At 60.0% G+C, this 21,462-nt stretch carries 19 protein-coding genes; 7 read left to right on the top strand and 12 right to left on the bottom strand.

Annotated elements, in window-relative coordinates; all coding sequences use genetic code 11:
* Positions 1–5 precede the first annotated feature (5 nt).
* The 3 genes from ACWIKB_RS09320 to ACWIKB_RS09310 all read left to right on the top strand — a co-directional run bounded on the left by ACWIKB_RS09320 (position 6) and on the right by ACWIKB_RS09310 (position 3,467).
* The gene (locus tag ACWIKB_RS09320) at positions 6–935 is read left to right on the top strand and encodes a LysR family transcriptional regulator (RefSeq protein ID WP_475266352.1); all 930 of its coding nucleotides are present in this window, start codon (positions 6–8) and stop codon (positions 933–935) included.
* A 290-nt stretch (positions 936–1,225) separates the two neighbouring features.
* Positions 1,226–1,960 (top strand): ArsR/SmtB family transcription factor, encoded by a 735-nt coding sequence (locus ACWIKB_RS09315; RefSeq protein ID WP_475266351.1) that lies wholly within the window; start codon positions 1,226–1,228, stop codon positions 1,958–1,960.
* 127 nt (positions 1,961–2,087) lie between these two features.
* Entirely contained in the window at positions 2,088–3,467 is a 1,380-nt protein-coding gene (locus tag ACWIKB_RS09310) for an MFS transporter (RefSeq protein WP_475266350.1), read from the top strand.
* A 111-nt stretch (positions 3,468–3,578) separates the two neighbouring features.
* Here ACWIKB_RS09310 and ACWIKB_RS09305 read toward each other — a convergent pair whose 3' ends face one another.
* The 3 genes from ACWIKB_RS09305 to ACWIKB_RS09295 all read right to left on the bottom strand — a co-directional run bounded on the left by ACWIKB_RS09305 (position 3,579) and on the right by ACWIKB_RS09295 (position 6,804).
* Entirely contained in the window at positions 3,579–4,532 is a 954-nt protein-coding gene (locus ACWIKB_RS09305) for an adenosine deaminase (RefSeq protein WP_054043972.1), read from the bottom strand.
* A gap of 81 nt (positions 4,533–4,613) precedes the next feature.
* On the bottom strand, positions 4,614–5,579 hold the full coding sequence (locus tag ACWIKB_RS09300; protein ID WP_475266349.1) for a 2-oxoglutarate and iron-dependent oxygenase domain-containing protein: 966 nt from the start codon (positions 5,577–5,579) through the stop codon (positions 4,614–4,616).
* A gap of 142 nt (positions 5,580–5,721) precedes the next feature.
* Entirely contained in the window at positions 5,722–6,804 is a 1,083-nt protein-coding gene (locus ACWIKB_RS09295; protein ID WP_475266348.1) for a BMP family ABC transporter substrate-binding protein, read from the bottom strand.
* A gap of 297 nt (positions 6,805–7,101) precedes the next feature.
* On the opposite strand from ACWIKB_RS09295, the gene ACWIKB_RS09290 reads away from it, so the two are divergent.
* Positions 7,102–8,190 (top strand): calcium:cation antiporter, encoded by a 1,089-nt coding sequence (locus ACWIKB_RS09290; RefSeq protein ID WP_475266347.1) that lies wholly within the window; start codon positions 7,102–7,104, stop codon positions 8,188–8,190.
* Between the two features lie 97 nt (positions 8,191–8,287).
* Here the strand turns inward: ACWIKB_RS09290 and ACWIKB_RS09285 are convergent, their stop codons facing one another.
* From ACWIKB_RS09285 to ACWIKB_RS09275, 3 genes are all read right to left on the bottom strand, one after another.
* A complete protein-coding gene (locus ACWIKB_RS09285; protein ID WP_290027863.1) occupies positions 8,288–9,646 on the bottom strand; it encodes an 8-oxoguanine deaminase in 1,359 nt (452 codons plus the stop codon).
* A gap of 274 nt (positions 9,647–9,920) precedes the next feature.
* Positions 9,921–10,607, bottom strand: coding sequence for an SDR family oxidoreductase (locus ACWIKB_RS09280; protein WP_475266346.1), 687 nt, complete (start codon positions 10,605–10,607; stop codon positions 9,921–9,923).
* Positions 10,608–10,632: 25 nt separating this feature from the next.
* The gene (locus ACWIKB_RS09275; protein WP_475266345.1) at positions 10,633–10,983 is read right to left on the bottom strand and encodes a MerR family transcriptional regulator; all 351 of its coding nucleotides are present in this window, start codon (positions 10,981–10,983) and stop codon (positions 10,633–10,635) included.
* An 82-nt stretch (positions 10,984–11,065) separates the two neighbouring features.
* On the opposite strand from ACWIKB_RS09275, the gene ACWIKB_RS09270 reads away from it, so the two are divergent.
* Complete coding sequence (locus ACWIKB_RS09270) at positions 11,066–11,497, top strand: hypothetical protein (protein ID WP_475266344.1); 432 nt, start codon at positions 11,066–11,068, stop codon at positions 11,495–11,497.
* 55 nt (positions 11,498–11,552) lie between these two features.
* Here the strand turns inward: ACWIKB_RS09270 and ACWIKB_RS09265 are convergent, their stop codons facing one another.
* The 6 genes from ACWIKB_RS09265 to ACWIKB_RS09240 all read right to left on the bottom strand — a co-directional run bounded on the left by ACWIKB_RS09265 (position 11,553) and on the right by ACWIKB_RS09240 (position 18,131).
* Complete coding sequence (locus ACWIKB_RS09265) at positions 11,553–12,479, bottom strand: ABC transporter permease (RefSeq protein ID WP_475266343.1); 927 nt, start codon at positions 12,477–12,479, stop codon at positions 11,553–11,555.
* A complete protein-coding gene (locus ACWIKB_RS09260) occupies positions 12,479–13,585 on the bottom strand; it encodes an ABC transporter permease (RefSeq protein WP_475266342.1) in 1,107 nt (368 codons plus the stop codon). Before ACWIKB_RS09260 ends, ACWIKB_RS09265 begins: the two co-directional genes overlap by 1 nt.
* A 12-nt stretch (positions 13,586–13,597) precedes the next feature.
* Positions 13,598–15,175 carry an ABC transporter ATP-binding protein gene (locus ACWIKB_RS09255; protein WP_475266340.1) on the bottom strand — a complete coding sequence of 526 codons (1,578 nt, stop codon included), beginning with the start codon at positions 15,173–15,175 and terminating at the stop codon, positions 13,598–13,600.
* 599 nt (positions 15,176–15,774) lie between these two features.
* A complete protein-coding gene (locus ACWIKB_RS09250; RefSeq protein ID WP_475266339.1) occupies positions 15,775–16,356 on the bottom strand; it encodes an IMPACT family protein in 582 nt (193 codons plus the stop codon).
* 7 nt (positions 16,357–16,363) lie between these two features.
* On the bottom strand, positions 16,364–17,014 hold the full coding sequence (locus ACWIKB_RS09245) for a TetR/AcrR family transcriptional regulator (protein WP_475266338.1): 651 nt from the start codon (positions 17,012–17,014) through the stop codon (positions 16,364–16,366).
* 196 nt (positions 17,015–17,210) lie between these two features.
* Positions 17,211–18,131, bottom strand: coding sequence for a LysR family transcriptional regulator (locus ACWIKB_RS09240; protein WP_054043958.1), 921 nt, complete (start codon positions 18,129–18,131; stop codon positions 17,211–17,213).
* A 139-nt stretch (positions 18,132–18,270) separates the two neighbouring features.
* Between ACWIKB_RS09240 and aptA the strand changes: the two genes are divergently transcribed.
* Positions 18,271–19,620 (top strand): omega-aminotransferase AptA, encoded by a 1,350-nt coding sequence (gene aptA, locus ACWIKB_RS09235; protein ID WP_475266336.1) that lies wholly within the window; start codon positions 18,271–18,273, stop codon positions 19,618–19,620.
* Between the two features lie 137 nt (positions 19,621–19,757).
* Positions 19,758–21,251: a CoA-acylating methylmalonate-semialdehyde dehydrogenase gene (locus tag ACWIKB_RS09230; protein ID WP_265042918.1), complete on the top strand. Its 1,494-nt coding sequence runs from the start codon at positions 19,758–19,760 to the stop codon at positions 21,249–21,251.
* The last annotated feature ends 211 nt before the right edge of the window (positions 21,252–21,462 follow it).

Raw genomic sequence — 21,462 nt, 5'->3', positions numbered from 1 at the left:
TGAAGATGCTGCGTTTCGATGACTTGCAGTTGTTTGTCCGGGCAGCGGACCTGGGCAGCCTGTCGGCGGCGGCGCGGGTGATGGACATGTCGGCGGCGGTGGCCAGCGCGGCACTTAAGCGTATCGAACAGCAACTCGGCGCGCGGCTGCTGGCCCGCTCCACACGCAGCCTGCGCCTGACCGCCGAAGGCGAGGGCTTCCTGGAATATGCCCGGGCGGCCCTGAGCAATCTGGATGAAGGCAGGCGTTTGCTGGCCAGCGGTCAGGATCAGGTCAGCGGTGTGCTGCAACTGTCGGCACCTTCGGATTTTGGTCGCAACTTGCTGCTGCCGTGGCTGGACGAGTTTCAGCGTGAGCATCCGAAACTGACTGTGCGTTTGCTGCTGGGGGATCGCATCGCCGACCTGTTTCGTCAACCGGTGGACATCGCCTTGCGTTACGGCGAACCGGAGGACTCCAGCCTGGTGGCACTGCCCATCGCCCCGCAGAACCGTCGCGTGCTTTGCGCATCGCCTGCTTACCTGGCCCGGCACGGCGAACCCCGGCAATTGGAGCAACTGGCGCAGCACAATTGCCTGTTGTTCATGCTCGGCAGCCGGGTTCACGATCACTGGAGTTTCCACGATGGCAAACGTGAAGTCGGTTTGACGGTCAGCGGTGACCGTTTCAGCGATGACGCCGATGTGGTGCGACTTTGGGCCGTGGCGGGGGCCGGGATCGCCTATAAGTCCTGGCTCGATGTCGGCGCCGATGTGTTGGCCGGTCGCTTGAAAGTGTTGTTGCCGGAGTTGTTGTGTGAGCGCGCACCGCTGAATTTGCTGTGCGCCCATCGCGCACAATTGAGTAAGCCGGTGAACCTTTTGCGGGAAATGCTCGCCAGCCGATGCGCGAAATTGAGTAGTCAATTTCCGTCGTTACCGGGCACTGATCAATAGTCGCAGGCAAATAGCGAAATTTCTGTCAGGAACTATCACCACCCGCGGCCTCCCGAGGGCAGGAACCGACGGTCAACCCGCTTATACTAGCGCCCGCCTCATGCCTGCACCGTCGAACCGGCCCGGACGCGTTCACAATCCAGTAGTCCTTGCGGGAGCCGGCGCGGGTTGCTCGACAGAACAGGTGGTGTGACCGGGCTCATGGCGGTTTTCTCGTCTTGGCCGACGATACATTACTGGTCAAGATGTCTGTGAGCAGTAGACGAAACGATTCAACAGGGAGTGAATACATGGAACATGCACCTTGCATCAGCCAGATCGCCACGTTGCTGGCTGACCCCAAGCGCAGCGCAATGATGTGGGCCTTGATGGATGGCTCGGCGCGGCAAACCGAAGAGTTGGCCTTGCTGGCCGGGCTGTCGCCGTCTTCGGCCAGTGCACACCTGGGGCGTTTGTCCGCCGGAGGTCTATTGAAAGTCGAGGAACGCGGGCGCAAAAGATTCTTCCGCCTGGCGGCCCCCGAAGTCGGTGCGGCGGTAGAGGCGCTGGCCAGCGCCACCCTGGCCAGCACGCCACGGCAGATTCCCGAGACGATCAAGCGCGGCAACCTATTGGGCAAGCGCCAGGCTGCGCCGTCGTCGTTGTTGCAGGCGCGGCTCTGCGATGACCATCTGGGCGGCACGCTGTCGGCCGACCTGTACCAGCGTTTGCTGGATGCCGGATGGATCGAGCAGTTCGATCAGCGCGTCGTCGTCACCCACAAGGGCTCCAAGCAATTGGCCAGCCGTGGGGTGTTCATCCAGGCCCTGGCACACCGTAACGCGCAAATCGCCTGCGCCTGCCCTGACTGGAGTGAGCGTCGTCCGCATTTGGGTGGATCACTGGGGGCGGCGTTGTTGCAGTTGTTCATGCAGTCCGGCTGGTTGACCCTGCCCAATGATTCCCGGGCCTTGCAGATCACCACGACCGGGCAACGCGAAGTTCATCGTTTCGCCAGGGAAACCGAGCTGGAGATGGCGTTGTAGACGCTTCGGGGTCGACGTCTGAGGCCTCGGGCGTCGTTCACGGTTGCGGGTAGGTCGCATCCAGCAATAACCCCCAGCCGCTATCGCGCACACTCGATCCGGGGACTTTCGGATGGGGGGATGTGGCATGGCATTACAAGGATTCAGCGCAGCAGAACGCTTGGAACGGCTGCCCATCAGCGGCTATCACCGCATCATTTTCATCATCATTGCCCTGGCGTTTTTCTTTGACTCCATGGACTTGGCGATGATGACTTTCCTGCTCGGCTCGATCAAAACCGAGTTCGGTCTGAGCAGCGCACAGGCCGGATTGCTGGCCAGTTCGAGTTTCTTCGGCATGGTGCTGGGCGCGTCGTTGTCCGGCATGTTGGCCGATCGCTTCGGGCGCAAACCGGTGTTCCAGTGGAGCATCGTGTTGTGGGGCCTCGCCAGTTATTTGTGTTCCACGGCGCAGAACGTGGAAACCCTGACGTTGTTTCGCGTCCTGCTGGGGATCGGCATGGGCATGGAGTTTCCCATCGCGCAGTCGATGCTTTCGGAGCTGATTCCGGCGAAAAAACGTGGACGTTATATCGCGTTGATGGACGGGTTCTGGCCACTCGGTTTCGTCGCGGCCGGGGTGCTCTCGTATTTCCTGCTGCCAGTGGTCGGCTGGCGCGACATCTTTCTGGTGTTGGCGGTGCCGGCGGTGTTTGTCCTGGCGATTCGCTTCTTCATTCCCGAGTCACCGCGCTGGCTGGAACAGGCCGGGCGGCATGAGGCGGCGGACAAGGTGTTGCTGAGCATTGAAGCGCGGGTCCGAACGTCGCTGGGGCGTGCGGATTTACCGCTGCCGATGCGCTTGCCGCGCGTGGCGAGTACACCGGGCCACTTCTTTTCCGCGTTGCGGCAGATCTGGTCGCCGCTGTATCGCCAGCGCACGATGATGATCTGGAGCGTGTGGTTCTTCGCCTTGCTCGGTTTCTATGGCTTGACCTCATGGCTCAGTGCCTTGCTGCAACAGTCGGGTTTTGCCGTGACCCAGTCGGTGTATTACACGGTACTGATTTCCCTTGGAGGGATTCCCGGCTTTCTCATGGCTGCCTGGCTGGTGGAGCGCTGGGGGCGTAAACCGGTGTGCATCGTGACGCTGCTGGGTGGCGGGGTGATGGCGTTTCTTTATGGCCAGAGTGCGGTGTTTGGCGGCAACGTTGGCCTGTTGATCACCTCGGGCCTGCTGATGCAATTCTTCCTGTTCGGCATGTGGGCGGTGCTCTACACCTACACGCCAGAGCTGTACCCGACTTCGGCGCGGGCTACGGGCTCGGGGTTTGCCTCGGCGATCGGGCGCGTCGGTTCGTTGCTCGGGCCGTTGGTGACCGGGTTGGTGTTTCCGATAACCGGGCAGGGCGGGGTGTTCGCCTTGGGGGCGATGTGCTTTGCGATTGCGGCGGGGGTGGTGTGGTTGTTCGGGATGGAGACGCGGGGCAAGACGCTTGAAGAGTTAACTGAAGCAACACCGATCTAAAAAATGTGGGAGCGAGCCTGCTCGCGAAAGCGGTGTGTCAGTGGCATAAATCTCGACTGACACGCCCTCTTCGCGAGCAGGCTCGCTCCCACAGTGGTTTTGCGGTGAGGCTTACGGTTTCACCAACCGTGCATCCAGACTGTTCTGCGCCAGGCGCTTGGCCTGATCCTGGGTCATGCCCAAGTCGGTATACAGCGCATGGAAGTTCTCGGTGACGTAGCCGCCGAAGTACGCTGGGTCATCGGAGTTCACCGTGACTTTCACGCCACGCTCCAGCATGTCGAGGATGTTGTGCTGGGACATGTGATCGAACACGCAGAGTTTGGTGTTCGACAACGGACACACAGTCAACGGGATCTGCTCGTCGATGATCCGCTGCATCAGGCGCTCGTCTTCGATGGCGCGCACGCCATGGTCGATGCGCTGGATTTTCAGCAGGTCGATGGCTTCCCAGATGTACTCCGGTGGGCCTTCTTCACCGGCGTGGGCGACGGTCAGGAAGCCTTCGTGGCGGGCACGATCAAACACGCGCTGGAACTTGCTCGGCGGGTGACCCATCTCCGAACTGTCCAGGCCGACAGCCACAAACGCATCGCGGAACGGCAGCGCCTGGTCGAGGGTTTTCTGCGCTTCGTCTTCGCTCAAATGGCGCAGGAAGCTCAGGATCAAACCGCTGGTGATGCCCAGTTGCTGCTCGCCATCCTTGAGCGCGGCCGCGATGCCGTTGAGCACCACTTCGAACGGCACGCCACGGTCGGTGTGGGTTTGCGGGTCGAAGAACGGTTCGGTGTGAATCACGTTCTGCGCCTTGCAACGCAACAGGTAGGCCCAGGTCAGGTCGTAGAAATCCTGCGAGGTGCGTAAAACGTCCGCGCCTTTGTAGTACAGGTCGAGAAACTCTTGCAGGTTGTTGAAGGCGTAAGCCTTGCGCAGGGTTTCCACGTCGTCCCACGGCAGTGCGATTTTGTTGCGCTCGGCCAAGGCAAACAGCAGCTCAGGCTCCAGCGAGCCTTCCAGGTGCAAGTGCAGTTCTGCCTTGGGCAGGGCGTTCAGCCAGTCGTACATGTTCGAATTCTCATCAGGTGCAATGACGGCATTCTACAGATGCTCGCTGCAACAATTGGTAAAACCTGACCAGACGGTTGATCAAACCGCTACCGGTTCCCGTCGATAGGCGTAGGTATCGGCGAAGCGTGACAGCAGGAATTCGGCGCAGGTGGTCGCGGGATATTTCGCGGGGTGCTCGGCGTCCTGGCAACCGGGCAGGCATTCGATAGGCGTGTCCGGGTGCGGTTCGGCGAAGAACGGCATCGAGTAGCGATCCACACCCAACGGACTGATGACACGGTGTGGCGTCGACAGGTAACGGTCGTTGCTCCAGCGCGCCATCATGTCGCCGAGGTTGACGACAAACGTGCCGTCGATGGGCGGTGCGTCGATCCATTCGCCTTTGACGTTGCGTACTTGCAGGCCGCCGGCGGTGTCTTGATACAACAGCGTGATGCAACCGTAATCGGTGTGGGCGCCGGCGCCTTGCTGTTCTTCGGAACTGGCGGTGTGGCGCGGTGGGTAATGAATCATCCGCAGTACGCTGACGGGTTCTTTGAAGCGAGTGTCGAAAAAGTCGCGGTCGATGCCGAGTGCCAGAGTCATGGCCCGCAGCAGGGTTTGGGCGAGGGCTTGCATGTCGATGTAATGCTGTTCCATCAGCATTTCCCAGCCAGACATCGATGGATGGCGGTTGGGGCCGCGCAGCGGTTTTTTTGCCAGCACGTCCGGGTGATCGGCCGGCAGGTGCAGCCCCATGTCGAAGGTTTCTTTCAGGTCGCTGGGTTTGCTCGGGTCGAGTTGCTCGGTGGCGATGGCGCCATAGCCGCGGTGATGTGGCGTTTGGGTGATGTCGATCTTGAGCTTTTCGGCAGCGGGCAGGGCGAAGAAGCGTTGGGCGTGGTCGAGCACCGCCTCGATGCGGGCGGCGCTGATCGGGTGACCCTTGATATAGAAAAAGCCCCAGTCGCGACAGGCGTGGTCGATTTGCGTGGCGATGGATTGCCAGGCGTGTGCGTCGGTGCTGTAGAGCGGGGCGATGTCGATGATCGGGAGTTGATTCATGCGCAGTCCTCAAAAACGCTGAAGATTTAATGTGGGAGCGGGCTTGCTCGCGAAGAGGGAGCGTCAGTCAAACTTTATGTGGCTGACACACCGCTTTCGCGAGCAAGCCCGCTCCCACAGTGGATGGTGTGTGGCGCAGGAGTTACTTCGGAATCTCGGCCTTCATGCCTTCAACGTAGTAATTCATCGACGCCAGTTCCGCATTCGTCGCGCTAACGCCCGCCGGGATTTTCACGGCACCGGCCTGATCCTTGATAGGTCCGGTAAACGGATGCAGCGCGCCGCTCTTGATGTCGGCAATGATCTGCTCGGCTTCGGCTTTCACCGGTGCCGGCACCAGGTCGCTGATCGGCAGTTCAATCGTGCCTTCCTTCAGACCGCCCCAATAGTCCTGGGATTTCCAGGTGTGGTCGATCACGCCTTGCGTAGCCTGGATGTAGTGCGGAGCCCAGTTATTGACGATGGAGGTCAGCACGGCTTTCGGCCCGAAGTGCGCCATGTCCGAAGCGTAGCCCACGGCATATACGCCGCGTCGTTCGGCGGCCTGGATCGGCGCCGGGCTGTCGGTGTGCTGGAAGATGACGTCGGCACCCTGGTCGATCAACGCGTTGGCGGCATCGGCTTCCTTGCCCGGGTCGAACCATGAGTTGACCCACACCACCTTGATCTCGGTGCCAGGGTTGTACTTGTTCAAGGCCAGCTGGATGGCGTCGATGTCACGGATCACTTCCGGGATCGGGAACGAAGCGACATAGCCGACCTTCTTGGTCTTGGTCATCTTCGCCGCGAGGAAACCGCCCACATAACGCCCTTCATAGCTGCGCGCCAGGTAGGTGCCGAGGTTCTTGTCCTGCTTGTAGCCGGTGGCGTGCTCGAAGGTCACCTTGGGAAATTGCTTGGCGACTTTCAGGGTCGGGTTCATGTAGCCGAAGGAGGTGGTGAAGATCAGGTCGTAGTTGTCCTTGGCCATGTTGCGGATCACCCGCTCGGCATCGGCGCCTTCGGCAACGTTCTCCACGTAATTGGTGGTGATCTGCGAACCGAATTTTTCGGCCAGCGCCTTGCGTCCCTGTTCATGCTGATACGTCCAGCCGTGGTCACCGATCGGGCCGATATAGACGAAGCCGACTTTCAGCGGGTCGGCGGCGCTGGCGGTCAGGCTGGCGCTCAGACCGATGGCCGCGGCAACGGCGCACAGCAGCTTCTTCAACGGACGTTTATGCATGAACTCGAACTCCATTTTGTTTTGAGGTTGGCGAGGTCAATGCAAATTACTGACCAACAGGACAACAATGAATTCGAAACCGCGGTGAAGCCTTCGCGAGCAAGCCCGCTCCCACATTTGATCTCGGTCCCCTGTGGGAGCGGGCTTGCCCGCGAAGAGGCCCGCAAGGCCAATAAAAGTGCATGGCTCAATACGGCTGCCATCCACTGGTGCGCTAAGGTGTAACGAAACGTTAGCGCCGCCCCGCAGTCAGTAGCTCATCACTCTGATTTCGCGCCACTGTGCAAAAGGCCCGCAATGCTCACACTCCTCAAGCAAGAAAAGTTTCTGTTGCTGGCCCTGATTGCCGCCGTCGTCGCGTACCCGCTGGAGCCGTGGATGCTGCACAACGGCCAGCCCATTGCCCTGGCCGCCGGCCTGGTGCTGATCGCATTCATCGTCGCCGCGTCGATGCGCGTGGCTCATCACGCTGAATTGCTCGCTGAAAAAGTCGGCGACCCCTATGGCACGATGATCCTGACCCTGGCCGCCGTGCTGGTGGAGGTGGTGATCCTGGCGATCATGATGAGCAACGAAGCCTCGCCGACTCTGGTGCGCGACACGATTTACTCGGCGGTGATGCTCGACATCAACGGCATCCTCGGCCTGGCCGCGTTGATGGGTGGGATCAAGCATGGCGAGCAGTCCTACAACGACGACTCGGCGCGCAGCTACAGCGTGATGATCCTCACTGCCATGGGCGTTTCGATGGTGGTGCCGGAGTTCATTCCCGCGGCTAACTGGAAGGTGTATTCGGGGTTCACCATCGGCGCGATGGTCGTGCTTTACACCTTGTTCCTGCGCATGCAGGTCGGGCCGCACAGTTACTTTTTCAGCTACAGCTACCCGGAAAAACGCCGCAAGAAAGTCCCGGAAGAACAACCGGAACCGGTCAACGTAACGCTAAGTGTCGCGACGCTGGTGTTTGGCGTGGTGGTGATCGGCGCCTTGGCCGAAGTAATGTCTAAAACCCTCGATCTGGGCCTGGAAGGGACGGGCGCACCGCCGGTGATCACGGCGATCCTGGTGGCAGCGATTTCGGCGGCGCCGGAGATTTTGACCGCGTTGCGCGCGGCGCTGGCCAACCGTATGCAGTCGGTGGTGAACATCGCCATGGGCGCGTCGTTGTCGACCGTTATCCTGACCGTGCCGGTGATGGAAGCGATGGCGCTCTATACCGGCCAACCGTTCCAGATGGCGATGACGCCGGTGCAGACGGTGATGATTTTTCTGACGTTGATTGTCAGTGCGATCAACCTCAATGACGGGGAAACCAATGCCATTGAGGGCATGACGCATTTTGTGTTGTTTGCGACGTTCATTATGTTGTCGCTGCTGGGGCTTTAAGAGCTTCGCGGGCAAGCCTCGCTCCTACAGGGTTTGCGCCAAGCATGGAAACGGCGCTATCCCTGTAGGAGCGAGGCTTGCCCGCGAAGGCGTCCTATCAGACGCCAGCAATCAACTGCCGAGCCGCCTGGCTGTGATCTGCAATCAACCCTTTCAGATCCAGCCCTTCAACCTGCCCGTCAATCACTCGCCATTTGCCGCCGACCATTACCCGATCCGCCCGATCCGCCCCGCACAGCAGCAACGCCGACACCGGATCATGGCTGCCGGAGAACCGCAGCTCATCCAGCTTGAACAACGCCAGATCCGCCTGCTTGCCCACCGCCAGTTCACCAATATCAGTACGCCCCAGCAAACTCGCCGAACCCTTGGTCGCCCAGCCCAGAACCAATTCCGGGGTGATCTTCTCGGCGCCATACCGCAGCCGCTGGATGTACAGCGCCTGACGGGTTTCGAGCATCATGTTCGACGCATCGTTGGACGCCGAACCGTCCACACCCAGACCCAGCAACGCGCCCGCCGCAGTCAAATCCAGCGTCGGGCAGATGCCGGACGCCAGGCGCATGTTCGAGCTCGGGCAATGGCAAATGCCGGTGCCGGCCGCGCCGAGGCGGGCGATTTCGTCCGGGTTGAAATGGATGCCGTGGGCCAGCCAGGTGCGCGGGCCGAGCCAACCGACGCTGTCCAGATAATCCACTGTGCGCAGGCCGAAGCGTTGCAGGCAAAAGTCTTCTTCGTCGAGGGTTTCGGCCAGGTGGGTGTGCAGGCGCACGTCGAGTTTGTTCGCCAGTTCGGCGCTGGCGGACATGATTTCCGGGGTTACCGAGAACGGCGAGCACGGCGCCAGGGCGATCTGGATTTGTGCACCATCGCCACGCTCGTGGTACTCGGCAATCAAGCGCTGGCTGTCGGCGAGAATCACCTCACCTTCTTGCACGGTTTGCTGCGGCGGCAGGCCACCGTCCTTTTCACCGAGGCTCATGGAGCCGCGCGTGAGCATGGCACGCATGCCCAGTTCGCGAACGCTTTCGACTTGTACGTCGATCGCATTTTCCAGGCCTTCGGGAAACAGGTAATGGTGATCGGCGGCAGTGGTGCAACCGGACAACAGCAACTCGGCTAATGCGACTTTGGTGGCGAGGGCGAGTTTTTCCGGGGTGAGGCGCGCCCAAACCGGGTAGAGGGTTTTTAGCCACGGAAACAACGGCTGATTGACCACTGGCGCCCAGGCGCGGGTCAGGGTTTGGTAGAAATGGTGATGAGTGTTTATCAGGCCGGGCAGGATCACATGCTCGCGAGCATCGAACACTTGTCCACAGGGCGCGGACGGTTGCTGACCGGCGGCGAGCACTTCGACGATCAAACCGTCTTGCAGCACCAGGCCGCCACGGGCATCGAGGCCATTGGCAGTGAAAATAGCGAGGGGGTTTTTTAACCAGGTACGGGTCGCAGGCATGTTGGCCGGCTCCTCTGAAAGTGGGTTCAGGTTAGCCAGCTCAGTGATTACCCTGTCTGCTGATCCAGGGTCGCCGCGGGGGCGAGGTGCGAAGTTTCAAACAAAACGGCGTTGCGGGCAAGCTTCGTCCGACAGGACGACGCAAACCCATCTGTGGAATACGGCCCCCTGTGGGAGCGGGCTTGCTCGCGAAGACGGCGTATCAGTCGCCATCAATATTGAATGACATACCGCATTCGCGAGCAAGCCCGCTCCCACATTGGATCTACAGCGTTTACCAGGGAATGGTCTCACCCTTGTAGTTCACAAAATGATGCCCGCCCTTGCCGGTGTACGCGTTTACCTGATCAACCAGCCCACGGGTACTGGTTTCCACGTCGATGTCAGCGCCGTCACCACCCATGTCAGTCTTCACCCAGCCCGGATGCAACGACAGAACGGTGAGCTTCTGCTCGCCCAGTTGCGTCACAAAGCTGTTGGTCATGGAGTTCAGCGCCGCTTTGCTGGCCTTGTACAACGCCAATTCCGGCGCGTCGGGCATGGTCACGCTGCCCAGCACCGAACTCATGAACGCCAGCACGCCGCTGCCATCACGAATCTGCCCGACGAAACGCTGAGCCAGGTTGATCGGCGCCACGGCGTTGGTGAAAAACAGTTGCCCGACTTCGGCCAGCGTCGCGCCACCCGGTGTCTGGACGTCTGGCCCTTTGACCCCGGCATTCACGAACAGCAGGTCAAACACTTCGCCTTTCAGTTGCTGGCTCAAAGCAATGACGGCTTGCTGATCATCCATGTCGAGTTTTTCGATCCGTACCCTGCCCAACGCTTGCAGCGCCTCGGCATTCTGCGGGTTGCGCACGGTGGCGGTGACTTGCCAGCCGTCGGCCAGCAGGGTTTTCACCAGGCCGAGGCCCAGGCCCCGGGAGGCGCCGATGATGAGTGCGGTTTTTGCCGTGGACATGAGTGGCTTCCTTGATAAATGAGGATCACGGATTCAATGGACAACGCTGACCGAGCCGTTGCTGCAACTCGTGACGCAGCGCGCCGAGTTCTTCCATTCGGGTTTCGATCAGTTTGAGCTTGTCTTGCAGCAGTTGCGTGACGGCGCTGTCCGGGTTGGGTGACTGCCACAACGCGGCAACGCTATTACCGATTTCGCCGAGGGTAAAGCCCAGTCGTTGAGCGGTCTTGATGTACAGCACCAGTTGCACCATGTCCGCCGGATAATCGCGATAACCGTTGGCGCTGCGTTGCGCCGCGATCAACCCGCGCTGCTCGTAGAAGCGCAGCGTGTCGCGGCTGACGGCGCTGGCCTGGGCTAATTCACCGATGCGCATCTTGACGTCTCAAAGGGGCTTGACCCTGGAGCATACTCCAGGCTTTAGCCTTGTTGCTCCCTGAATTTATGGAGCAGCGCCGATGTGGACTTCAACGCAATATCGCCGACTGGTGCGCGGCAGTGCCTGGTATGACTTGATCGTGACGGCGGCGTTTGCCACGCCGTGGAGTTTTGCCGCTTTGCATGGATTGCTGTCGGGTTTGAGCCAGGCGTTGAACCTGCCCGGTGAGCTGCCGGCGTTTGAGTCGATGCATATGCTGATGGCGAATCTGTTGGGGTCGATTGTGTGTGTTTGGGCGGTGTTGCGGATTCGGGATCCGCAGCGGGTGTTTGGGCGGTATGACGCAGTTGGTCGATTCCTGTTTGCGGCGTGGCAGCTCTATGCGTTGGTCCACGGCGCCAGTTCGTTGCTGGTGATTTTTTTGTTCTTTGAGTTAGCGTGGGGCGTGGTTCAGGTGTTGCCGGTGCGGCAGCTTTCGCGAGCAAGCCCGCTCCCACAGGGAGTTGTGTGAACCCGATCAAATGTGGGAGCGGGCTTGCTCGCGAAGAGGCCGGGCCTGCAAGCCGCTAATGCCCGCCCTGCCACGGCTGCCCCAACGACACCGGCGCATACAACCGTGTGCGCAGCGCATCCCGGGACAGCAGCACCAAAACCACAATGGTCGCGACATACGGCAGCATCGCCAGCAGGCTAGACGGAATCGCCAGCCCCAGCCCTTGTGCCACCAAATGCAGGATGCTGGCGAGCCCGAACAAGTACGCGCCGAGCAGCAATCGCCACACCCGCCAACTGGCAAACACCACCAGCGCCAAGGCAATCCAGCCCCGTCCGGCGCTCATGTTTTCGGCCCACATCGGCGTATACGCCAACGACAAATACGCGCCAGCCAACCCGGCCATCGCTCCGCCAAACAACACCGCCAGCGTGCGCACGGCCAATACCGGCAGGCCCATGGCACTGGCGGCATCCGGGTTTTCCCCGACGGCTTGAATGATCAACCCGACGCGGCTTTTCAGAATCACCCACGCCACCAGCGCAAACAGCACGAACGACAAATACACCAGCAGGTCCTGGGCAAACAGCATCCGTCCGATCAGCGGAATCTCGCTCAAATACGGGATCGCCACCGGCTCAAAACCCGCCAGCGGTTTACCGACCCACGCCGCGCCAACAAAGGTCGACAAGCCCACACCGAAAATCGTCAGGGCCAACCCCGTGGCCACTTGATTGGCGTTGAACACCAGCGCCACCAAGGCAAACAACGATGACAACAGCATCCCGGCCAACATCGCCAGCAACACGCCGAGCCACAGGTTGCCGCTGTTCAGCGCGACGATAAAACCGATCACCGCGCCAAACAGCATCATGCCTTCCTGGCCCAGATTGAGGACGCCGCTTTTCTCGCAGATCAGTTCGCCCAGCGCCACCAGCAGCAACGGCGTACCGCAACGGACCATGGCGTAGAAAATATTGCTCAGCAGATCGATATCCATCACAGCGCTCCTGCGGGTACGGCGGTGACTGGCGCGCGACGGCCCCAGCGCACGTTCAAACGCGGTCGGTAGAGAATCAGCACGTCACTGGCCAGCAGGAAAAACAGCATCATCCCCTGGAACAATTGGGTGATCGCTTGCGGCAGGTTCATGCTCATCTGCGCGCTCTCGCCGCCGATGTACAGCAGCGCCATCAACAGGCTGGAAAACAGAATGCCGATGGGATTCAGCCGTCCGAGAAACGCCACGGTGATCGCCGCATAGCCGTAACCCGGCGAGACTTGCGGCACCAATTGACCGATCGGCCCGGTGACTTCGCAGACGCCTGCCAACCCCGCCAAACCGCCGCTGATCAACAGCGCCAGCCAGATCAGTCGCTTCTCGCGAAAACCAACAAACCCCGCCGCGCGCTTGTCGAGGCCAAGTACTTTGATCTGGAAGCCGACAAAGCTTTTCTGCAACAACACCCACACCGCGACCAACGCGAGCAGGGCGAAATACACCCCGGCGTGCACGCGACCGTCCTCCATCAACAACGGCAAACGGCTGGCATCACCAAACATTGCCGACTCCGGGAAATTGAACCCGGCCGGGTCCTTCAAGGGCCCGTGCACACAGAACAGCAACAGATTGAGGGCGATGTAATTGAGCATGATGCTGGTGAGGATTTCATTGGCGTTGAAGCGCGTGCGCAGCCACGCCGTGACCCCGGCCCACGCCGCGCCGGCGAGGGTGCCGGTGAGCAGGATAAACACCAGCGCCCAGCGACTTTGCACGTCGATGATATTCACCGCCAATGCACTGCCGGCCAGGGCGCCGAGCAGCAGTTGACCCTCGGCGCCGATGTTCCAGATTCTTGCCTGATAGGCCACGGCCAGGCCCAACGCGCACAGCAGAATCGGCAGGGCTTTGACCAGCAGTTCGGAGACGCCATACAAGTCGCTGATCGGTGCGATCAGCAGCGTGTGCAACGTCAGCAACGGGTCATGACCCAGCGCGATAAACAGCAATGAGCCACAGCCCAAGGTCAGTGCTGCAGCCAGCAACGGCGAGCACCACAACATCAGGCGCGATTGCTGGCCACGGGGTTCGAGAGAAAGCAGCATGAAAAAACTCCGTTAAACCGTTGCAGATTCGGGTGATTGAGATGCATCGAACTGACCGGCCATCCAGCCGCCGACGTCGGTCAGTCTTGTATCGACGGTTGCCCGGAGCGGCGACAGTCGACCGCTGCACAAGGCGCCGAGCCGATCGCCAATCTGGAACAGTTCATCGAGGTCTTCAGAGATCACCAGGATCGCCGCGCCGGCATCGCGCAAGGCAATCAGCGCGCGGTGAATAGTCGCGGCGGCGCCGACGTCCACGCCCCAGGTCGGGTGCGCGGCCACCAGCAATTTCGGCTGCTGGAGAATTTCCCGGCCGAGGATGAATTTCTGCAGGTTGCCGCCGGACAGGCTGCGGGCCGCCGTTTGGGTATCGGGCGTCTTCACGCCGAAACGGCGAATGATCTCTTCGGCCAGCGCTTCGACCTTGCCGCGCTGGATCAGCCCTTGGCTTACGAGCCCTTGTTGGAATGCGGTGAGCAGCGCGTTATCCGCCAGGCTCAACTCCGGCACCGCGCCATGACCCAAACGTTCGGCGGGCACGAAAGCCAATCCGAGCTTGCGCCGTGCATCGGGGCGCAAATGGGCGACTGCCTGGCCGGCGAAACTTATGGTTTGCGCTTCGTTGCGGTTCAGCCGTTCCTCGCCGCTAAGTAACGCCAGCAACTCATCCTGGCCGTTGCCCGCGACCCCGGCGATGCCGACGATTTCACCGCTGCTCACTTGCAGGTTGATATCTTTGAGCGAGCACCCGAATGGGTCCGGGTTGTGCCAGGACAATCCATTCACGCTCAAGAATGCTTCACCGCCGATGACCTTCGGGTAGTCGGTGATCAACTCGGCCGCTTCACCGACCATCAACCGCGCCAGTTGCTGATCCGAGCACTCGGCCGGCACGCAATGCCCGGCCACCCGACCGCCGCGCAGCACCGTCGCGCTATGGCACAGCGCCCGGACTTCACCGAGTTTGTGGCTGATAAAAAGAATGCTGCAGCCTTCGGCGGCCAGTCGGCGCAAGGTGACGAACAATTCGTCGGCCTCTTGCGGCGTCAGCACCGAGGTCGGTTCATCGAGAATCAGCAGGCGGATGTCCTGCATCAGGCAGCGAATGATTTCCACCCGTTGCCGTTCGCCGATTGAGAGGCTGTGGACAAGTCGTTCCGGCTCCAGCGCCATGCCGTAGCGCTGGGACACTTCTCGAATTTTCGGTTCAAGCTGTTTCGGCGTCCCGGCCGCCGTGCCCATGGCCAACGCAATGTTCTGCGCCACGCTCAGGGTTTCGAACAACGAAAAATGCTGGAACACCATGCCGATCCCAAGCCCCCGCGCCTGGGCCGGATTTCGCATGGCAACACGTTGCCCCTGCCAGATCACTTCCCCGGAATCGGCATGGGTAACGCCGTAGATGATCTTCATCAGCGTACTTTTGCCCGCGCCGTTTTCACCGAGCAGGGCATGGATTTCACCGGGAGCAATGCTCAGGTCGATGGCATCGTTGGCCAGGCAACCGGGGTAGCGTTTACTGATGTTGCGCAGTTGCAGGCGTGGCGTTTTATTGGGGATAGGATCGGGGATCGGCACGGGGTTGGGCATGACTGGCTCGGGTCGATTGAAGTTATGCCTGTGGATAAAGCAATTTTCTGGCCATTGAGTCAGGATTTCTCTAAATCCATGCCGTTCAGGGAGTTGCAGAGGCGCCCGGAACTGTTTCGTATCTGAATCAAGCACCACTTGAGGGCGAAGCCGTTGATCAGGCTCCGGTTTTGCCCAACGGGATTTGATCAAAAAACGAGCAGCCGGCTGCGAGCTATGCCAGACATGGGGCTGCGCCAGCCATGAACGGGTTATCCACAGGTTGCTCCACAGTATTTGTGCGCAAGCTCAACGCACGGGCATAAGCACTGTGCGGCTATCTTCTAAAGGTGATAACCCGAGCTAACTGTTTGTTTTTTCGTAGATTTAGAGTTTTTGATGGCGATTTGGACGAAAAGTGAACAATGCCCGCAAAGCCGCATGACAGAAGGGTTACAGAGGGATGTGCTCAGGTTATCCACAGCCGGGTGCACAGCTGATGTGGGCAACTGTTGGATGCAGCGAAATTGGGAGTGCCCCAAAAGATCGCAGCCTTCGGCAGCTCCTACAGAAGATCGCGATTTCACTGGAGCTGCCGAAGGCTGCGATCTTTTGATCTTCTAGCGCTGCAACAAAATCCGCCCGCGACTCAAATCCGCGAGCTGCAATTGCAGGGTTTCGATCTGGGCCTCGCCAATCGCCAATTTCAGCTCCACGCCGTTAGCAGTAAACGATTCTTCCACCACCAACCCACCCAACTCCGCCACCCGCAACTTCACCAACGCCAACTCACCAAACCCACACGCACAACTCACCGGCACCCGGCGGATCAACTCAACCTTCGGCGCCCCTTGCAGACATTTGTTCGCACCGCCGCCATAGGCTCGGGCCAAGCCGCCAGTGCCGAGTTGAATGCCGCCGTACCAGCGAATCACCAATACCGCGACCTGATCGCAATCCTGCGCTTCGATCGCCGCCAGAATCGGCCGGCCAGCGGTGCCGCCGGGTTCGCCGTCGTCGTTGCTGCGGTACTGGTCGCCAAGCTTCCAGGCCCAGCAATTGTGCGAGGCGTTCAAGTCGCTATGTTGCTCAATGAACGCTTGGGCTTGCGCCGGGCTGCTGATCGGCCCGGCGAAGGTGATGAAGCGGCTTTTGCGAATCTCTTCGCGGTACTCGCAAAAACCGCTGAGGGTAAAAGGCATAGAGGACTTAGATAGCAGGTGTCAGGCCGCAGCCCTTGAGGATGATGCGGATCAGGTTATCACCGGCATCTTCCATGTCTTGCTTGGTCAGCTTGGCGCGACCGCTAACCCGGCAGATCTGGGTGGCGAAGTCGGCGTAATGCTGGGTGCTGCCCCACAACAGGAAGATCAGGTTCACCGGGTCGACCGGGTCCATCTTGCCGGCGTCGATCCACGCCTGGAACACCGCGGCCCGGCCCTGGAACCAGGCGCGATAATCCTGGTTGAAATACTCGGTCAAACACTCGCCGCCGCTGATCACTTCCATGGCGAAAATCCGCGAGGCTTGCGGCTGGCGTCGGGAGAATTCCATTTTGGCGCGGATGTAGCGGGTCAGCGCCTCGGCAGGATCGTCCTCGGCCGTCAGGGTGTTGAACGTGCTGTCCCACAATTCGATGATGTTGCTCAGCACCGCCACGTACAACCCAAGTTTGTTGGTGAAGTAGTAATGCAGGTTCGCTTTCGGCAACCCGGCATTCTGGGCAATGGTGTTCATGCTGGTGCCTTTGAACCCGTGTCGGGCGAATTCATCTTCGGCGGCTTTGAGGATCGTCTCTTCGTTCTTCTGACGAATGCGGCTGGCAGGTTTGCCGCCGTGGGCGGGGACTTCAAAGGTCATAGGCACTTCCGAAATAGTCTGTGGGTGCAACCAGTGCGTTGATAGCGCACCCACAGGTTTCAGACAAGACCCGACACGATAAAACCTCCCCTTGCAGGTGCGAAGCTTGCTCGCGAAGGCGGCTTGACATTCAACATTGATGTTGGCTGATCTGACGCCTTCGCGAGCAAGCTTCGCTCCTACGGGGTTCGTGTTTTCAGCGGGTGGCCGCCAGGCTTTCCAGAAAGCTTTCCAGCACCAAATGGGGGCGGCGGCCCTTGCGCGTGACCGAGGCGAGGCTCAAGTCATAAAAGCGCACGGTGGGTTTTAGGGCGCGTAGTCGTCCTTGCTGGACCCAGAGGCTGGCGTAATGGTCCGGCAAGTAACCGATGTAGCGTCCGGTCAGAATCAGGAACGCCATGCCTTCGCGGTCGGAGGCGCTGGCTGTGCAGTTAAGGGCCTGGTAATGCGCCTGGATCTCGGCGGGGAGGCGAAAGGTCGGGGCGATGGCGTCCTGGCTGTTCAGGCGTTCATCGTCCAGTTGCTTGTCGTCGACGTAAAACAACGGGTGGCCCACCGCGCAATACAGCAGCGAACGTTCGCTGTAGAGCGGTTGATATTCCAGGCCGGACAATGCGCTGGCCTGCGGCACCACGCCAACGTGCAAGCGACCGTCGAGTACCCCTTGTTCGACTTCATTGGGCGCGATCATGCGGATCTGGATCTGCACGTCCGGCCCGCGTTCCTTCAATTGCGCCAACGCATGGGTAATGCGCATGTGGGGCAGGGTGACCAGGTTGTCGGTCAGGCCAATGGTCAGCTCGCCGCGCAAGTGTTGGTGCAGGCCGTTGACCTCGGTGCGGAAACTTTCCAGCGCACTTAATAGCTGCAATGCCGAGTGATATACCTCGCGGCCCTCTTCGGTCAGGGAAAAACCGGCGCGCCCCCGTTGGCAAAGACGCAGGCCGAGGCGTTGTTCCAGGTCGCTCATTTGCTGACTGATGGCCGATCGGCCAATGCCCAATACCGATTCCGCTGCAGAGAAGCCGCCGCATTCCACCACGCTACGGAAGATCCGCAGCAGGCGGATATCAAAGTCGCTGACTTGTGCCAGCGGATCGGGGCGGCGAGTGCTCATGCTTTGGATACCAAAAGTTTAGTGAGGGTATGACTGAACGTTACAAGAGTTGGATTTCACCAACTTTATCCCCGTGGCAATTTAGCTGCAAGAACGCTTTTGATCTCTACGCCGCTTATTGCCCTGCGAGGTTTTAATCATGAACTTGCCCGAAAACGCCCCGTCTTCCCTGGCCAGCCAGCTCAAGCTCGATGCGCACTGGATGCCCTACACCGCCAACCGAAATTTCCAGCGCGATCCACGACTGATCGTTGCCGCCGAAGGCAGTTGGTTGACAGACGACAAGGGCCGCAAGGTCTACGATTCGCTCTCGGGTCTGTGGACCTGTGGCGCCGGGCACACGCGCAAGGAAATTCAGGAAGCGGTGGCCAAGCAACTGGGCACCCTCGATTACTCGCCGGGCTTCCAGTACGGCCATCCGTTGTCGTTCCAGTTGGCTGAGAAAATCACCGACCTGACCCCAGGCAATCTGAATCACGTGTTCTTCACCGACTCGGGTTCCGAGTGCGCGGACACCGCAGTGAAAATGGTCCGCGCTTACTGGCGCCTGAAAGGCCAGGCGACCAAGACCAAAATGATTGGCCGCGCCCGTGGTTACCACGGTGTGAACATCGCCGGCACCAGCCTTGGCGGCGTGAACGGCAACCGCAAAATGTTCGGTCAGGCGATGATGGATGTCGATCACCTGCCGCACACTTTACTGGCGAGCAATGCTTACTCACGTGGCATGCCAAAAGAGGGCGGTATCGCCCTGGCTGATGAACTGCTGAAGTTGATCGAGTTGCACGATGCTTCGAACATCGCCGCAGTCTTCGTGGAACCAATGGCCGGTTCCGCTGGCGTGCTGGTTCCGCCTGAGGGTTACCTCAAGCGTCTGCGCGACATCTGTGATCAGCACAACATCCTGCTGGTGTTCGACGAAGTGATCACCGGTTTCGGGCGTACCGGTTCGATGTTCGGCGCTGACAGCTTTGGCGTGACTCCGGACCTGATGTGCATCGCCAAGCAAGTCACCAACGGCGCGATCCCGATGGGCGCGGTGATTGCCAGCTCCGAGATCTATCACACCTTCATGAACCAGGCGACGCCGGAATACGCGGTGGAATTCCCTCACGGCTACACCTACTCGGCACACCCGGTAGCGTGCGCCGCAGGCCTGGCAGCACTCGACCTGCTGCAAAAGGAAAACCTGGTGCAGAGCGTGGCCGAAGTCGCGCCGCATTTCGAAAATGCGCTGCACGGTCTGAAAGGCTCGAAGAACATCATCGACATCCGTAACTACGGCTTGGCCGGTGCGATCCAGATTGCCCCGCGCGACGGTGACGCGATTGTGCGTCCGTTCGAAGCCGGCATGGCGCTGTGGAAAGCCGGGTTCTACGTGCGCTTCGGCGGCGACACCCTGCAGTTCGGGCCAACCTTCAACAGCAAGCCGCAGGACCTTGATCGTCTGTTCGACGCGGTCGGCGAAGTGCTGAACAAGATCGACTGATTCGACATGACCTGTAGGAGCAAGGCTTGCCTGCGATGGGGTCCTTGAGGCCGCCTTCGCGAGCAAGCTCTGCTTCTACAAAAGCTAAGCGGGCGCCCCTTGATGGGCGCCGGTGAACAAAAATTCAGGAGTACCGAATGAGCCTTATCCCGCATTTGATCAATGGCGAACTGGTGACCGAAGACGGTCGCACGGCTGACGTGTTCAACCCGTCGACCGGCAAGGCCATCCACAAGCTGCCATTGGCCAGCCGCGAAACCATTCAGAAAGCCATCGATGCCGCCAAGGCTGCGTTTCCGGCCTGGCGCAACACGCCGCCGGCCAAACGTGCACAGGTGATGTTCCGCTTCAAGCAATTGCTGGAGCAGAACGAAGCGCGCATCGCTCAGTTGATCAGCGAAGAGCACGGCAAGACTTTGGAAGATGCGGCCGGTGAGCTGAAGCGCGGGATCGAGAACGTCGAGTTCGCGTGCGCGGCGCCGGAAATCCTCAAGGGCGAGTACAGCCGTAACGTTGGGCCGAACATTGATGCGTGGTCGGACTTCCAGCCATTGGGTGTGGTGGCGGGTATCACTCCGTTCAACTTCCCGGCCATGGTTCCGCTATGGATGTATCCGCTGGCGATCGTCTGTGGCAACTGCTTCATCCTCAAGCCTTCCGAGCGTGACCCGAGTTCTACGCTGCTGATCGCTCAGTTGTTGATCGAGGCTGGTCTGCCTAAAGGCGTGCTGAGTGTGGTTCACGGCGATAAGGCTGCGGTGGATGCACTGATTGAAGCGCCGGAAGTCAAAGCGCTGAGCTTTGTCGGTTCGACGCCGATTGCCGAATACATCTACGCCGAAGGCACCAAGCGCGGTAAACGTGTCCAGGCACTGGGCGGCGCGAAGAACCATGCGGTGCTGATGCCGGATGCGGATCTGGATAACGCGGTCAGTGCACTGATGGGCGCGGCGTATGGTTCTTGCGGCGAGCGTTGCATGGCGATCTCGGTGGCCGTGTGTGTTGGCGACCAGGTGGCTGATGCGCTGGTGGCCAAGTTGGTACCGCAAATCAAGGCACTGAAAATCGGTGCCGGTACATCGTGTGGCCTGGACATGGGGCCGCTGGTTTCCGGTCAGGCTCGCGATAAAGTCAGTGGCTATATAGAAGACGGAGTTTCTTCTGGCGCAACCTTGGTGGTGGATGGCCGTGGTTTGAGTGTGGCGGGTCATGAGGAAGGCTTCTTCCTGGGTGGCTGCCTGTTCGATAACGTCACGCCTGAAATGCGCATCTATAAAGAAGAGATCTTCGGGCCGGTGCTGTGCGTCGTTCGGGTCAATAGCCTGGAAGAGGCGATGCAACTGATCAACGATCACGAGTATGGCAACGGCACCTGCATCTTCACCCGTGACGGGGAAGCGGCGCGGTTGTTCTGCGATGAGATCGAAGTCGGCATGGTTGGGGTCAACGTGCCGTTGCCGGTGCCGGTGGCTTATCACAGCTTTGGCGGCTGGAAGCGTTCGCTGTTCGGCGACTTGCATGCATATGGTCCGGATGGCGTGCGTTTCTACACCCGTCGCAAGGCCATCACCCAGCGTTGGCCGCAACGGGCGAGCCATGAAGCTTCGCAGTTCGCATTCCCGAGCTTGTAAGTAGAAGGGAAGAAGGCCGGCTCCTTGGAGCCGGCCTTCGCGTTTTCGGGGCGTTTCTGACCTATATGACAGAATTGTGAAATTAGGTGTTGACGGCAGATTCTGGAAGTCTATAATTCGCCCCACTTCCGGCGCAGTCGAAACGGAAAACTCCTTGGTAAACAAAGAGTTACGCAGGTTTCGGCAGCAGGTTGCTTCAGTTCATCGAAGC

Source organism: Pseudomonas sp. 5Vm1k (genome assembly GCF_056161485.1).
The sequence above is the reverse complement of the archived record's forward strand: the minus strand, read 5'-3'. Positions and strand labels throughout refer to the sequence as shown.